Origin of the sequence: Streptomyces sp. NPDC001502 (genome assembly GCF_042894785.1) — a bacterium.
In the GTDB taxonomy this organism is placed as follows: domain Bacteria; phylum Actinomycetota; class Actinomycetes; order Streptomycetales; family Streptomycetaceae; genus Streptomyces; species Streptomyces kutzneri.
Genome location: NZ_JBIAVW010000025.1, coordinates 76415 through 91456 on the forward strand (window position 1 = coordinate 76415; position 15042 = coordinate 91456).

The 15042-nt window shown below is 69.0% G+C and carries 10 protein-coding genes; 5 read left to right on the forward strand and 5 right to left on the reverse strand.

The window, feature by feature from the left end; all coding sequences use genetic code 11:
• Positions 1 to 20: 20 nt before the first annotated feature.
• The 3 genes from glpK to ACFY0D_RS33185 form a co-directional block, all read right to left on the reverse strand.
• Positions 21 to 1547, reverse strand: coding sequence for a glycerol kinase GlpK (glpK, locus tag ACFY0D_RS33175; protein WP_390801643.1), 1527 nt, complete (start codon positions 1545 to 1547; stop codon positions 21 to 23).
• Between the two features lie 81 nt (positions 1548 to 1628).
• Positions 1629 to 2411 (reverse strand): MIP/aquaporin family protein, encoded by a 783-nt coding sequence (locus ACFY0D_RS33180; protein WP_327734682.1) that lies wholly within the window; start codon positions 2409 to 2411, stop codon positions 1629 to 1631.
• 312 nt (positions 2412 to 2723) lie between these two features.
• Positions 2724 to 3491 (reverse strand): IclR family transcriptional regulator, encoded by a 768-nt coding sequence (locus ACFY0D_RS33185; protein WP_390801644.1) that lies wholly within the window; start codon positions 3489 to 3491, stop codon positions 2724 to 2726.
• A gap of 277 nt (positions 3492 to 3768) precedes the next feature.
• Between ACFY0D_RS33185 and metH the strand changes: the two genes are divergently transcribed.
• From metH to ACFY0D_RS33205, 4 genes are all read left to right on the forward strand, one after another.
• Positions 3769 to 7281 (forward strand): methionine synthase, encoded by a 3513-nt coding sequence (metH, locus tag ACFY0D_RS33190; RefSeq protein WP_390801645.1) that lies wholly within the window; start codon positions 3769 to 3771, stop codon positions 7279 to 7281.
• A 113-nt stretch (positions 7282 to 7394) separates the two neighbouring features.
• On the forward strand, positions 7395 to 8096 hold the full coding sequence (locus tag ACFY0D_RS33195) for an HAD family hydrolase (protein ID WP_390801646.1): 702 nt from the start codon (positions 7395 to 7397) through the stop codon (positions 8094 to 8096).
• A 580-nt stretch (positions 8097 to 8676) separates the two neighbouring features.
• Entirely contained in the window at positions 8677 to 10281 is a 1605-nt protein-coding gene (locus tag ACFY0D_RS33200; RefSeq protein ID WP_390801647.1) for an ABC transporter substrate-binding protein, read from the forward strand.
• Between the two features lie 71 nt (positions 10282 to 10352).
• Complete coding sequence (locus ACFY0D_RS33205) at positions 10353 to 11936, forward strand: ABC transporter substrate-binding protein (RefSeq protein ID WP_390801648.1); 1584 nt, start codon at positions 10353 to 10355, stop codon at positions 11934 to 11936.
• A 103-nt stretch (positions 11937 to 12039) separates the two neighbouring features.
• Here the strand turns inward: ACFY0D_RS33205 and ACFY0D_RS33210 are convergent, their stop codons facing one another.
• Together ACFY0D_RS33210 and ACFY0D_RS33215 are read right to left on the reverse strand one after the other, a co-directional pair.
• Positions 12040 to 12711: a response regulator transcription factor gene (locus tag ACFY0D_RS33210; protein WP_030016364.1), complete on the reverse strand. Its 672-nt coding sequence runs from the start codon at positions 12709 to 12711 to the stop codon at positions 12040 to 12042.
• A 64-nt stretch (positions 12712 to 12775) separates the two neighbouring features.
• Complete coding sequence (locus ACFY0D_RS33215) at positions 12776 to 13669, reverse strand: RecB family exonuclease (RefSeq protein WP_390801649.1); 894 nt, start codon at positions 13667 to 13669, stop codon at positions 12776 to 12778.
• A 221-nt stretch (positions 13670 to 13890) separates the two neighbouring features.
• On the opposite strand from ACFY0D_RS33215, the gene ACFY0D_RS33220 reads away from it, so the two are divergent.
• Entirely contained in the window at positions 13891 to 15024 is a 1134-nt protein-coding gene (locus tag ACFY0D_RS33220; protein ID WP_390801674.1) for a site-2 protease family protein, read from the forward strand.
• Positions 15025 to 15042 lie beyond the last annotated feature (18 nt).

Below are 15042 nucleotides of genomic sequence, written 5' to 3' on the forward strand. Positions count from 1 at the left end.
ATTGACTCAGCTGAGTGCGGTCAGCTGGCGTCTTCGTCGTCGACCCAGCCCATGGAACGCTCCACGGCCTTGAGCCAGCTCTTGTACTCGCGGTCCCGCTGGTCGGCGGGCATCCGCGGGGTCCACTCCGCCGCGCGGCGCCAGTTGGCGCGCAGGGCGTCGGTGTCGGGCCAGAAGCCGACGGCCAGGCCGGCGGCGTAGGCGGCGCCGAGGCAGGTGGTCTCGGCGACCATCGGGCGCACCACGGGGGCGTCCAGGAAGTCCGAGAGCGTCTGCATCAGCAGGTTGTTGGAGGTCATGCCGCCGTCGACCTTGAGGGCCGCGAGCTCGACGCCCGAGTCCTTGGTCATGGCGTCGGTGATCTCGCGGGTCTGCCAGGCGGTGGCCTCCAGGACGGCACGGGCGATGTGCGCCTTGGTGACGTACCGGGTGAGGCCGGCGACCACGCCACGGGCGTCGGAGCGCCAGTACGGGGCGAAGAGGCCGGAGAAGGCCGGCACGAAGTAGACGCCGCCGTTGTCCTCGACCGAGGAGGCCAGGGTCTCGATCTCGGCCGCGGACTTGATCAGGCCCATCTGGTCGCGCATCCACTGGACGAGCGAGCCGGTGACGGCGATGGAGCCCTCCAGCGCGTAGACCGGCTTCTGGTCGCCGATCTGGTAGCCGACCGTGGTCAGCAGGCCGCTGTAGGAGTTGATGATCTTGTCGCCGGTGTTCATCAGCATGAACGTTCCGGTGCCGTACGTGGACTTGGCCTCGCCCTCGGCGAAACAGGTCTGGCCGAAGAGGGCGGCCTGCTGGTCACCGAGCGCCGAGGCGACCGGGACACCGGCGAGGACGCCTTCCTTGACGTGGCCGTAGACCTCGGCGGAGGACTTGATCTCCGGAAGGACGTTGAGCGGGACGCCCATGGACTCGGCGATCTTGTCGTCCCAGGCCAGGGTGTGCAGGTTCATCAGCATGGTGCGCGAGGCGTTGGTGACGTCCGTGACGTGCACACCGCCCTGCGGGCCACCCGTGAGGTTCCAGATGATCCACGAGTCCATGGTGCCGAAGAGGATGTCGCCGGCCTCGGCGCGCTCCCGCAGGCCCTCGACGTTGTCGAGCAGCCAGCGGACCTTCGGGCCGGCGAAGTAGCTCGCCAGCGGCAGGCCGGTCTCGCGGCGGAAGCGGTCCTGGCCGACGTTGCGGCCGAGCTCCTTGCACAGGGCGTCGGTGCGGGTGTCCTGCCAGACCAGCGCGTTGTGCACCGGCTCGCCGGTGTGGCGGTCCCACAGGACCGTGGTCTCGCGCTGGTTGGTGATGCCGACGGCCTTGACGTCCGCGGCGGTGATCTCCGCCTTGGCGATCGCGCCGGCCACGACCTCCTGGACGTTGGTCCAGATCTCGGTGGCGTCGTGCTCGACCTGGCCCGGCTTCGGGAAGATCTGCTCGTGCTCCTTCTGGTCGACGGCGACGATGCGGCCGTCGCGGTCGAAGACGATACAGCGGGAGGAGGTGGTGCCCTGGTCGATCGCGGCGATGAAGGGACCGGTGCTGGTGGTCATGTTGGCTGCTCCTGGCAGGTCGGGTGAGTAGGCGGAATCAGAAGGGCGGTGCGGATCTTACGATCTTGCCGGTACTGCTGATCAGGCGAACGCGATGTTGTAGAGACCACCGGCGAGCGCGGCACCGACGAGCGGGCCGACCACCGGGATCCAGGAGTAACCCCAGTCGGAGCCGCCCTTGTTGGGCAGCGGCAGCAGGGCGTGAACGATACGCGGACCGAGGTCGCGCACCGGGTTGATGGCGTAGCCGGTCGGGCCGCCGAGCGAGAGACCGATGCCGACGACCACGAACGAGGTGATCAGGACGCCGATGACACCGAGGCCCTTGCCGCCGTCCTGGAGGCCCTGGGTCAGGATCGCCAGGATCAGGACGGCGGTACCGATGATCTCGGTCGCCAGGTTCTGCACGACGTTACGGATCTCGGGGCCGGTGGAGAAGATGCCGAGCACCGGACCGGCCACATCGTGCGGGTGCGGGTCCTCGGGACCGAGCTTGGCGTCGCGGATGTGCTCCGGGTCGGCCAGGTGGACGCGGAACTGTCCGTAGTAGGTGATCCACATCAGGACCGCTCCGAGCATCGCGCCCAGCAGCTGGCCGGCGAAGTAGACCGGGGTGTCACCCCACTCGCCGGTCTTGACGGCGAGACCGACGGTGACCGCCGGGTTCAGGTGCGCACCGGAGAGCGGCGCGGAGACGTAGGCGGCGATCAGTACGGCGAAACCCCAGCCGAACGTGATGGCGAGCCAGCCCGCGTTGCGGGCCTTGGAGCTCTTGAGTGTCACTGCGGCGCAGACGCCACCGCCGAGCAGTGTGAGCAGGGCGGTACCGATGGTCTCGCCGATGAAGATGTCGGAGCTGGACACCCGCGACTCCTTTGTACGTCCAGGGGTGGGCGGACACCGGGTCCCTCCGGTGGTTCCGCGCACTCGGTGAGTGCTGCACCGGTCCGTGGCTTGTCGCATCCTAGCGCGTATTGCCGGTAGGTGTTCGACAATGCCGACCGATGAACGGCAGTTTTCCGCCCAAGTGAAGAACGCGTCAAGAGTCGGCCAGGCCAAAGTGTCGGATCGTTACCAGTAGGTGTGATCAGCCAAATCCAGCCATCCCATGGTCGGGTTATGGCGAAAAATGGGCATAGAGAGGCCAGGGTGTGGCCTGGACCTGTTAAAGGAAGCTCAGAACCGGCCCGCGCCGAGATCGCGTGAAACCGCGCGCGCACAGTCCCGCACCGACGCCACCAGGGCCGCACGGGGTTCTCCGGCCTCGCCGCAGACCCGTTCCACGGCGCCCGCGACCGCCACCGCGCCGACCGGCATCCGGCGCCGGTCGTGGATCGGCGCCGCCACCGAGGCGATGCCCTCCCAGGTCTCCTCGACGTCGGAGGCCCAGCCGCGCGCCCGGGTCAGGCCCAGGATCGCCTCGAAGCCGGTGCCGTCCGTGACCGTGCGGGGGGTGAAGGCCTCGCGCTCGACCTCGTGTGCCTGGGTGTGCGCCACGGGGTCGTACGCCGACAGCACCTTGCCCAGCGCGGTCGAGTGCAGCGGCTGCATGGCCCCGACCTCCAGCACCTGACGGCTGTCGTCGGGCCGGAACACGTGGTGCATGATCAGCACCCCGCTCTGGTGCAGCACGCCCACGTACACGCTCTCGCCGCTCGCCCGGGCCAGGTCGTCCGTCCACACCAGGGCGCGGGCGCGCAACTCGTGCACGTCGAGGTAGCTGTTGCCCAGGCGCAGCAGCTCCGCCCCCAGCTGGTACCGGCCGGAGGCCGGGTCCTGCTCCACGAAGCCCTCGGCCTGCAAGGTGCGCAGGATGCCGTGGGCCGTGCCCTTGGCCAGGCCCAGCGAGGACGCCACGTCCGAGAGTCCCAGCCGGCGCTCGCCGCCCGCCAGAAGTCGCAGCATCGCAGCGGCTCGTTCGAGCGACTGGATGTTCCGTGCCATCGCGCAGCCTCCTGCAGACCTTCGGTATTACTGACCATCTTGACGCGGTTCGACAATGCTGAACAGTATCGGTCGATGCCGACCTAGCGCACCGTCGGACAACTGTTCGCCGTACCCGCCGCCGGGACACACCCCGGGAAGTCCCCGCCACAGAATGCAGTCCGCCACGTGGGACACCCACACCGGGGCGGGTGCCTCGCGGTTACCCTGGCCGCGTGCACCCTTGACACAGAGGGGGTGCAAAGCCGACAGCCGTCGCATCCCAGGGAGCACAACCATGGCTTCGTTGCCCACCTTGCCCGCTGACACCCAGACCCGGGCCGATGCCCTCCGGGAGGCGCTTGCGACCCGCGTGGTCGTCGCCGACGGAGCCATGGGAACGATGCTCCAGGCGCAGGACCCCACCATGGAGGACTTCCAGCAGCTCGAAGGCTGCAACGAGGTCCTCAACATCACCCGCCCCGACATCGTGCGCTCCGTCCACGAGGCGTACTTCTCGGTGGGCGTGGACTGCGTCGAGACCAACACCTTCGGCACGAACTACGCGGCGCTCGCCGAGTACGACATCGCCGAACGCAATTTCGAGCTGTCGGAGGCCGGCGCGCGCATCGCCCGCGAGGTCGCCGACGAGTTCACCGCCTCCACCGGTCAGCAGCGCTGGGTCCTCGGCTCCATGGGCCCCGGCACCAAGCTCCCCACGCTCGGCCACATCAGCTACGCCCAGATCCGCGACGCCTACCAGATCAACGCCGAGGGCCTGCTCTCCGGCGGCGCCGACGCGCTGCTCGTCGAGACCACCCAGGACCTCCTGCAGACGAAGTCCTCGATCATCGGCGCCCGCCGCGCCATGGAAGCCCTCGGCGTCACCGTCCCGCTGATCTGCTCCGTCACCGTCGAGACCACCGGCACCATGCTCCTCGGCTCGGAGATCGGCGCCGCCCTGACCGCGCTGGAGCCGCTCGGCATCGACATGATCGGGCTGAACTGCGCCACCGGCCCCGCCGAGATGAGCGAGCACCTGCGCTACCTCGCGCGCAACGCCCGCATCCCGCTCTCCTGCATGCCCAACGCCGGCCTGCCCGTCCTGACCAAGCAGGGCGCGCACTACCCGCTCAGCGCCCCCGAGCTGGCCGACGCCCAGGAGACCTTCGTCCGCGAGTACGGGCTCTCCCTGGTCGGCGGCTGCTGCGGCACCACCCCCGAGCACCTGCGCCAGGTCGTCGAGCGCGTCCGCGGCACGGCGATCACCGAGCGCACCCCCCAGCCCGAGCCCGGCGCCGCCTCGCTCTACCAGACCGTGCCCTTCCGCCAGGACACCTCGTACATGGCGATCGGTGAGCGCACCAACGCCAACGGCTCCAAGAAGTTCCGCGAGGCCATGCTGGAGGCCCGCTGGGACGACTGCGTGGAGATGGCGCGCGACCAGATCCGCGAGGGCGCGCACATGCTCGACCTCTGCGTGGACTACGTGGGCCGCGACGGCGTCGCCGACATGGAGGAGCTCGCCGGCCGCTTCGCCACCGCCTCCACCCTGCCCATCGTCCTGGACTCCACCGAGGTCCCCGTCATCCGGGCGGGCCTGGAGAAGCTCGGCGGCCGCGCGGTCATCAACTCCGTGAACTACGAGGACGGCGACGGACCCGAGTCCCGCTTCGCCAAGGTCACCCGACTGGCCCAGGAGCACGGCGCCGCGCTGATCGCGCTGACCATCGACGAGGAGGGCCAGGCCCGCACCGTCGAGCACAAGGTCGCCATCGCCGAACGGCTCATCGACGACCTGACGGGCAACTGGGGGATCCGCGAGTCGGACATCCTCATCGACACCCTGACCTTCACGATCTGCACCGGCCAGGAGGAGTCCCGCAAGGACGGCATCGCCACGATCGAGGCGATCCGCGAGCTCAAGCGGCTCCACCCGGACGTCCAGACCACCCTCGGCCTGTCCAACATCTCCTTCGGCCTCAACCCGGCCGCCCGCGTCCTGCTGAACTCGGTCTTCCTCGACGAGTGCGTCAAGGCCGGCCTGGACTCCGCCATCGTCCACGCCTCCAAGATCCTGCCGATCGCCCGCTTCGACGAGGAGCAGGTCACCACCGCCCTCGACCTGATCTACGACCGGCGCGAGGGCGACTACGACCCGCTGCAGAAGCTGATGGCCCTCTTCGAGGGCGTCAACACCAAGTCGCTCAAGGCCGGCCGCGCCGAGGAACTCCTCGCCCTGCCCCTGGACGAGCGACTGCAGCGCCGCATCATCGACGGCGAGAAGAACGGCCTGGAGACCGACCTCGACGAGGCCCTCCAGACCCGCCCCGCCCTCGACATCGTCAACGACACCCTCCTGGAGGGCATGAAGGTCGTCGGCGAGCTCTTCGGCTCCGGCCAGATGCAGCTCCCCTTCGTCCTGCAGTCCGCCGAGGTCATGAAGACGGCCGTCGCCTACCTCGAACCGCACATGGACAAGACCGACGACGAGGGCAAGGGCACGATCGTGCTCGCCACCGTCCGCGGCGACGTCCACGACATCGGCAAGAACCTCGTCGACATCATCCTCACCAACAACGGCTACAACGTCGTCAACATCGGCATCAAGCAGCCCGTCTCCGCGATCCTCGAAGCCGCGCAGGAGCACAAGGCCGACGTCATCGGCATGTCCGGCCTGCTCGTGAAGTCGACCGTGATCATGAAGGAGAACCTGGAGGAGCTGAACCAGCGCAAGCTGGCCGCCGACTACCCGGTGATCCTCGGCGGCGCCGCCCTCACCCGCGCCTACGTCGAGCAGGACCTCCACGAGATCTACGAGGGCGAGGTCCGCTACGCCCGCGACGCCTTCGAGGGCCTGCGCCTCATGGACGCCCTCATCGCCGTCAAGCGCGGCGTCCCCGGCGCGACCCTGCCCGAGCTCAAGCAGCGCCGCGTCGCCAAGCGCGACACTCCCGCCCTGCAGGTGGAGGAGCCGGACGAGCCGGGCGGCCGCTCCGACGTCTCGGTCGACAACCCGGTCCCCACCCCGCCGTTCTGGGGCACCCGCGTGGTCAAGGGCATCCCGCTCAAGGACTACGCCTCCTGGCTCGACGAGGGCGCCCTGTTCAAGGGCCAGTGGGGCCTCAAGCAGGCCCGCGCGGGCGGAGCCACGTACGAGGAGCTCGTCGAGAGCGAGGGCCGGCCGCGGCTGCGCGGCCTCCTGGACAAGCTGCACACCGAGAACCTGCTCGAAGCCGCGGTCGTCTACGGGTACTTCCCCTGCGTCTCCAAGGGCGAGGACCTGATCATCCTCGACGAGGCCGGCAACGAGCGGACCCGCTTCACCTTCCCGCGCCAGCGCCGCGGCCGGCGCCTGTGCCTCGCCGACTTCTTCCGTCCCGAGGAGTCCGGCGAGACCGACGTCGTCGGCCTCCAGGTGGTCACGGTCGGCTCCAGGATCGGCGAGGCCACGGCCAAGCTGTTCGAGTCGGACTCCTACCGCGAGTACCTGGAGCTGCACGGCCTCTCGGTCCAGCTCGCCGAGGCCATGGCCGAGTACTGGCACGCCCGCGTCCGCGCCGAGCTCGGATTCGGCGGCGAGGACCCGGCGCAGGTCGAGGACATGTTCGACCTCAAGTACCGCGGTGCCCGCTTCTCGCTCGGCTACGGCGCCTGCCCCGACCTGGAGGACCGCGCGAAGATCGCCGACCTCCTGGAGCCGGAGCGGATCGGGGTCCACCTGTCGGAGGAGTTCCAGCTCCACCCGGAGCAGTCCACCGACGCGATCGTGATTCACCACCCCGAAGCGAAGTATTTCAACGCACGCTGAGCTCCGCCGACGTACACTTGTCGGTCCCATACAGGCCGGTCGCCTGTTCCCCGGGGTGGTATGCCCCGCGGAAGAGGTGACCGGCCTTCTCGTCCCTTCTGAGAGGCATGCGCATGACGAGCACCGTTCCCGCCCCCGTCGCCCGTACGGCCGACGGTTCTGCCCTGCAGGCGGTGCTGCTCGACATGGACGGCACCCTCGTCGACACCGAAGGCTTCTGGTGGGAGATCGAGGCGGAGATCTTCCAGGAGCTGGGCCACCGCCTCGACGAGGCCTGGCGCGACGTGGTCGTCGGCGGCCCCATGAGCCGCAGCGCGACCTTCCTGATCGAGGCGACCGGCGCCGCCATCGGCCTCGCCGAGCTGAGCGTCCTGCTCAACGAGCGCTTCGAGGCCCGCATCGCCGACCGGGTGCCGCTGATGCCCGGCGCCGAGCGGCTGCTGTCCGAGCTCGCCCGGCACAACGTGCCCACCGCGCTCGTCTCCGCCTCCCACCGCCGGGTCATCGACCAGGTCCTGCTCACCCTCGGCCGCGACCGCTTCACGATGACCGTCGCCGGCGACGAGGTGGCCCGTACCAAGCCGCACCCCGACCCGTACCTGTTCGCCGCGCGCTCCCTGGGCGCGCACCCCTCGCGCTGCGCGGTCATCGAGGACACCCGCACCGGGGTGGCGGCCGCCGAGGCCGCCGGCTGCCGGGTCGTGGCCATCCCCTCGGTCGGCGTGATCGAACCCGCGCCCGGGCGCACGGTCGTCCGCTCGCTGGAGGACGTGGACCTGGCGTTCCTGCGCTCGCTCATCGCCCCGATGAACTGAGAGTGACGACCCGCCCTCCGGCCGGGCCTGCACCCAACCCAAGCGGACACATCGGCATGCACTGGTCCACATCGGTATGCATTGCCACGCACCGGAACCCTCTGAGCACGCTCCGTGCCGAACGGAACGCCGCCTGACTGCGCCCTGGCGGAAGGATCTTCCGTCCTGGGCCCCGGAGGCTGAAATTCCATCCCCTCCGCGGTCGTTGCGCAGGGTGACCTTGGTCACGCTCCGCACCCCCGACGGGTCTGTCCCGGGGCTCCCACGGCTTCCAATGTGTCCACATTGATCAGCCCCTGACCGAATCTGCGCAGCCCTGCGCGTGAACAGGCAGTTCGCTCCGATCACGGTGCGATTACGCCCCAAGTCCGGTCAGTTCCAGCCATCCCGTCCCGGACCACTAGTGTCGACGCGGGCACTACGCCGCACCTCAGCCGTCCCGACACACACCCCTGTGCCGGGAACGCGTGGACCGATCGTCACAACACCGGCCCGATCGTTCCGCCCCGAACGGGCGACCGCCGCGAAGTGCCCTCTACGCCGCTTTGACCAAGTGCCGGTTACAGGGAGTACTTCCAGCATGAACCGCAAGACCATGGTGCTGACGGCCGCGGCCGGACTGCTCACCCCCGCGCTGGCCGCCTGCGGCAGCGCGAGCGGCGGAGGAGCAGGATCCGGAGCGATCGTCGTCGGAACCACCGATCGGTTCGAGGCCGCAGACTTCGCTCCCGCCCCCTTCGACCCGGCCTACGCCTACGACGCCGGCGCCTGGAACATCCTGCGCCAGACCGTCCAGACGCTGATGCACACCCCGCGCGGCGGCGGCCAGCCCGTCCCCGAAGCCGCCTCCGCCTGCCGCTTCACCGACGCCGGCAACGAGAGTTACCGCTGCACCCTGCGCCCCGGCCTGAAGTTCGCCGACGGTGAGCCCCTCACCGCCAAGGACGTCAAGTTCTCCATCGACCGCGTCCTCGCCATCAAGGACGAGAACGGCCCCTCCTCGCTGCTCTCCACCCTCGACAACGTCGAGGTCAAGGGCGCCGACACCGTCGTCTTCCACCTGAAGACCCCGGACGCGACCTTCCCGTTCAAGCTCTCCACCCCCGCCGCCGGCATCGTCAGTCAGAAGAACTACGACGCCAAGAAGCTCCGCGAGGGCTTCGCCGTGGACGGCTCCGGCCCGTACACGATGAAGGCCGAGGTCAAGGGCAACCGGCTGGTCCGCGCCGTCTTCACCAAGAACCCGCACTACAAGGGCGACCTCAAGCTGCAGAACGACAAGGTCGAGCTGCGCACCTTCACCGACTCCCCGGCCATGGGCAAGGCACTCACCGACGGGAAGATCCACATGGTCTCCCGCACCCTGTCGCCCGCCCAGATCACCGAGTTCAGCGCCCAGCCGCCCAAGGGCGTCAAGCTGGTCCCGATGCCCGGCCTGGAGATCCGCTACCTCGGCTTCAACACCGAGGCCCCGGTCGTCAAGGAGAAGGCCGTACGCCAGGCGCTCGCCGCCGCCGTCGACCGCGGCCAGCTCATCTCCAAGGTCTACGGCAAGTCCGCCCAGCCGCTCTACTCGCTGGTCCCCACCACCGTGACGGGCCACGTCAACTCCTTCTACAACAAGTACGGCGACGCCAACACGCCCAAGGCCGCCGCCCTGCTGAAGGAGGCCGGGATCAAGACCCCGGTCAAGCTGACCCTGCACTACACCAGCGACCACTACGGCGACGGCACTGCCGCCGAGTTCGAGGCCCTCAAGGCCCAGCTGAACTCCACCGGTCTGTTCGACATCACCGTCCAGGGCAGCGAGTGGGCGGACTTCCGCCCCGCCCAGAAGAAGGGCGACCACGCCGCCTACGGGCTCGGCTGGTTCCCCGACTACCCGGACGCCGACAACTTCCTCGCCCCGTTCCTGGAGCAGGACAACTTCCTGGGCACGCCGTACGCCAACAACGCGGTACGCAGCAGGCTCATCCCCGAATCCCGGCGGGCGGTCGACCGTACGGTCGCCGTCCCCGCGATCACGGAGATACAGGACATCGTCGCCGAGGACGTGCCCGTCCTGCCCCTGTGGCAGGGCAAGCAGTACGTCGCCGCACGCGACGGGATCACCGGAGTGGAGTGGTCGGTCAACGCCATCTCCGACCTCCAGCTGTGGGAGCTCGGCCGTGGCGTAAGCGGCTGAGCAAGGCAACGACCGGCAGCGGAAGTCGCGGGCCGGACCAACGAAACAGTTCGACTGTGAAGGACGTTCGCGTGAATCGACGTAACCAGTGGCTGGCGGCCCCGCTCGGCGCAGCCACCGCCGCCGCGCTGCTCAGCGGTTGCGGTTCGACCGATGGCTCCAATGCCGGCAGCGGCAAGGGCGTGGTCATGGGCATATCCGACAAGGTGAAGTCCGTCGACCCGGCATCGGGCTACGACCCGGGCTCCTGGCTGCTGTTCAACAACGTCTTCCAGTCGCTGCTGAGCTTCCCCAAGGGCGGCACCACCCCCGAGCCCGACGCCGCCCAGGCCTGCGGCTTCGAGGGCGCCGACAGCAAGCTCTACAAGTGCACCCTGCGGGACGGCCTGAAGTTCAGCAACGGCCACAGCCTCACCTCGAAGGACGTCAAGTTCTCCTTCGAGCGCACCCTGAAGATCAACGACGCGAACGGCCCGGCCGTGATGCTCGCGTCGATCGCGAGCATCGACGCCCCGGACGACAAGACCGTCGTCTTCAAGCTCAAGACCTCCGACGCCACCTTCCCCAGCAAGATCGCGTCGGGCGCCGGCTCCATCGTCGACCACACCGAGTACCCGGCCGACAAGCTGCGCGCCGACAACAAGGCCGTCGGCTCCGGTGTCTACAAGCTCGACTCGTTCGGCGAGAAGAGCGCCACCTTCTCCGTCAACGAGTCCTACAGCGGCAAGGCCAAGGCCAAGAACACCGGCGTCACGCTGAAGTTCTTCAACGGCGACCAGGCCGGCCTCAAGACCGTCCTGGAGAGCGGCGACGTCGACTTCGCCTTCCGCGGCCTCGCCGCCAAGGACATCGCCGCCCTCGCCTCCAGCAAGACCGGCGACAACAAGGTCGACGTCGTCCAGGGCACCGGCGCCGAGGTCGAGCACATGGTGTTCAACGTCAGCGACCCCGTCGTCGGCAAGCTCCCCGTGCGCAAGGCCATCGCCTACCTCATCGACCGCGAAGCCCTCGTCCGGGACGTGTACGCGGGCACCGCCACCGCGCTCTACTCCATCGTGCCCACCGGCATCGCCGGCCACACGACCCCCTTCTTCGACCGCTACGGCGGCACCCCGCAGCCCGAGAAGGCCAAGGCCGTCCTCAAGGCCGGCGGCATCAACGGCAAGGTCAAGCTGACCCTGTACTCCACCCCGTCCCGCTACGGCCCCTCCACGGACCAGCAGTTCGAGGTCATCGCCAAGCAGCTCAACGACAGCGGTCTCTTCGACGCCGACGTCAAGTCCGTCGAGTACGAGCAGTACGAGAAGGACATCCAGGCCGGCAAGTACGGCGTGTACGTCAAGGGCTGGGTGCCCGACTACCCGGACGCCGACAACTTCACGCAGCCCTTCTTCGGCCCGGACAACGTGCTGAACAACAACTACGAGAACAAGGAGATCACCGGGACGATCATCCCGTCGACCTCCGCGAAGTCCGACCGCACCGCGGCCAACACCGACTACAACCGCCTCCAGGACATCGTCGCCGACGAGCTCCCGCTCATCCCGCTCTGGCAGGGCAAGCAGTACGCCGTCACCCGCCAGAACGTGAGCGGCCTGCAGTGGTCCCTCGACGCCTCCACCGTCTTCCGCTTCTGGGAGATCAGCAAGGGCTGAGCCACCGGAGCCGGGCCCGCCCAGAGCGGGCCCGGCACCACGCGAAGGGGGCCGTACGCGTCAGCACGTACGGCCCCCTTCGCGCATGCGCGCCCCGCCCCGCCTACTGGGCCCCGGGACGCACCAGACCGCTCTCGTACGCGTACACCGCCGCCTGGACCCGGTCCCGCAGCCCCAGCTTCGTCAGCACGTGTCCCACATGCGTCTTGACCGTCGTCTCGCTCACGAACAGATCCGCCGCGATCTCCGCGTTCGACAGCCCCCGGGACACCAGCTTCAGCACCTCGACCTCACGCTCGGTCAGCGTCCCCAAGGTGTTCGGAAGGCTCTCCTCACCCGACGGAAGATGCCCCGCGTACTTGTCCAGCAGCCGCCGCGTGATACTCGGCGCGAGCATCGCCTCACCCGCCGCGACCACCCGGATCGCCTGCACCAGCTCGTTCGCCGGCGCGTCCTTCAGCAGGAACCCGCTCGCCCCCGCCCGCAGCGCCTCCACCACGTACTCGTCCAGATCGAACGTGGTCAGCACCAGCACCTTCGCCGGCCCGTCGCGCTCCGGACCCGTGATCTGCCGGGTCGCCTCCACCCCGTCCATCCGCGGCATCCGGATGTCCATCAGCACCACATCGGGCTGCAACGCCCGCACCTGGTCCAGCGCCTGAAGACCGTCCCCGGCCTCACCGACCACCGCCAGGTCCTCCTCCGCCTCCAGGATCATCCGGAAGCCGGTGCGCAGCAGCGGCTGGTCGTCGACCAGAAGGACGCGGATCGCCACGGGGTCTACCTCGTATTCGTCGGACGGCTACGGCGGGCCCGACCATTCTGCCCTGACACCAAGATCAGGACTCCGCCGGGCGCTCCGCCCCCGGCCGCGGGGAGATCACCAGAGGATAAGGCGGGGGAGTGCCGCCGAACTCCGGACACACCGCCTGATGATCACACCAGCCGCACAGCTTCGTCGGCCGCGGCCGCCACTCACCCGACTCCGTCGCCTCCCGGATCGCCTCCCACAACGCGAGCAGCTTGCGCTCCACCCGCTCCAGATCCGCCACCACCGGGTCGTACGTCAGCACGTCCCCACTGCCCAGATACACCAGCTGCAGCCGCCGCGGCACCACCTGCTTCAGCCGCCACACCACCAGCGCGTAGAACTTCATCTGGAACAGCGCACCCTCGGCATACTGCGGCCGCGGCGCCTTCCCCGTCTTGTAGTCGACGATCCGCACCTCACCCGTCGGCGCCACGTCCACCCGGTCGATGATCCCGCGCAGACGCAGCCCCGACTCCAGCTCCGTCTCCACGAAGAACTCCCGCTCCACCGGCTCCAGCCGCGTCGGGTCCTCCAACGTGAACCACCGCTCGACCAGCGCCTCGGCCTCCGTCAGCCACCGCGCCAGCCCCGCCCCCTCGTCACCCTCCGGGAACAGCTCCGTCAGCTCCGGCTTCGACTCCAGCAACCGGTCCCACTGCCCCGGAACCAACGCCTTCGCCCGCGGCGCCGTCCGCTCCTGCGCCGGATGATCGAAAAGCCGCTCCAGCACCGCATGCACCAGCGTCCCGCGGGTAGCAGCGGCACTGGGCTTCTCCGGCAGCCTGTCGATCACCCGGAACCGGTACAGGAGAGGGCACTGCATGAAATCGCTCGCCCGCGAAGGGGAGAGCGAAGAGGGCGCCACAGCGCTCCGCGCATCGGCATCGGCTGCGCCAGGCACAGCACCGGGGCTCGTCGTCATGCACAAAACCCTACGACCCACCACCGACAGGACGCGCATACCATCGACGACAAGCCCCCTCGCACTGCATGATCGGAGCATCACAACCCGCTACAGCACCACCCCGTACGCGAACAGAACACACTGGAAACACCAGCACCGAACGAAGGACAGCCGTGGCAGACACCGACGAAACCGGCGAGCGCTCACGCGGCCGCTCCGGACCGGGCGGCGGACTCCTCATGGGCCGCCCCTTCGGCGTACCCGTCTACGTCTCGCCCAGCTGGTTCCTCGTCGCCGCCCTCATCACCTGGGTCTTCGGCGACCAGCTCGACCGCGTCCTGCCCGACCTCGGACCCGTCCGCTACCTCGTCTCCCTCTTCTTCGCCGTCGCCTTCTACGCCTCCGTCCTGGTCCACGAACTCGCGCACACCGTCGCAGCCCTGCGCTTCAAGCTCCCCGTGCGCCGCATCCAGCTCCAGTTCTTCGGCGGAGTCTCCGAGATCGAAAAGGAATCCGAGACACCCGGCCGCGAATTCGTCCTCGCCTTCGTCGGCCCCCTGCTCTCCCTCCTCCTCACCGGAGCCTTCTACCTCGGCATGAAAGCCGTCGACCCGGCCACCGTCCCCGGCGTCCTCCTCGCCGGCCTGATGATCTCCAACCTCCTCGTCGCCGCCTTCAACCTGCTCCCCGGCCTCCCCCTCGACGGCGGCCGCATGCTCCGCGCCGTCATCTGGGGCATCACCGGCAAACCCATGGCCGGCACCGTCGCCGCCGCCTGGGTCGGCCGCGGCCTCGCCCTCGCCGTCCTCCTCGGCCTCCCCCTCCTCACCCACACCGGAGTCCTCGGCAACCGCACCGAGGAAATCGGCGGCATGAACACCGTCATGGACGCCCTGCTCGCCGCCATCCTCGCCGGCATCATCTGGACCGGCGCCGGCAACAGCCTGCGCATGGCCCGCCTGCGCGAACACCTCCCCGAACTGCGCGCCCGCACCCTCACCCGACGCGCCATCCCCGTCGAGAACGCCACCCCCCTCTCCGAAGCCCTGCGCCGCGCCAACGAAGCCGGCGCCCGCGCCCTCGTCGTCGTCGACGGACAAGGCGACCCCACCGCCATCGTCCGCGAAACCGCCATCGCCTCCGTCCCCGAACACCGCCGCCCCTGGGTCGCCGTCAGCACCCTCGCCCAGGACCTCACCGACGGCATGAAGGTTTCAGCGGACCTCACCGGCGAAGAACTCCTCGACCACCTCCGCGCCACCCCCGCCACCGAATACCTCGTCCTCGAACCCGGCGGCGCCATCTACGGCGTCCTGTCCACCCTCGACGTCGAAAAGGCCTTCGTGAAGGCCATGGCACGGCCCCAGTCCTGAAGCCAATACACTGGTCAC

Bases quoted from the DNA above. Each gene is read 5' to 3' on its own strand.
- glpK (WP_390801643.1), bottom strand. From the start codon at position 1,547: ATGACCACCAGCACCGGTCCCTTCATCGCCGCGATCGACCAGGGCACC.
- ACFY0D_RS33185 (WP_390801644.1), bottom strand. From the start codon at position 3,491: ATGGCACGGAACATCCAGTCGCTCGAACGAGCCGCTGCGATGCTGCGA.
- metH (WP_390801645.1), top strand. From the start codon at position 3,769: ATGGCTTCGTTGCCCACCTTGCCCGCTGACACCCAGACCCGGGCCGAT.
- ACFY0D_RS33195 (WP_390801646.1), top strand. From the start codon at position 7,395: ATGACGAGCACCGTTCCCGCCCCCGTCGCCCGTACGGCCGACGGTTCT.
- ACFY0D_RS33200 (WP_390801647.1), top strand. From the start codon at position 8,677: ATGAACCGCAAGACCATGGTGCTGACGGCCGCGGCCGGACTGCTCACC.
- ACFY0D_RS33215 (WP_390801649.1), bottom strand. From the start codon at position 13,669: ATGACGACGAGCCCCGGTGCTGTGCCTGGCGCAGCCGATGCCGATGCG.
- ACFY0D_RS33220 (WP_390801674.1), top strand. From the start codon at position 13,891: ATGGGCCGCCCCTTCGGCGTACCCGTCTACGTCTCGCCCAGCTGGTTC.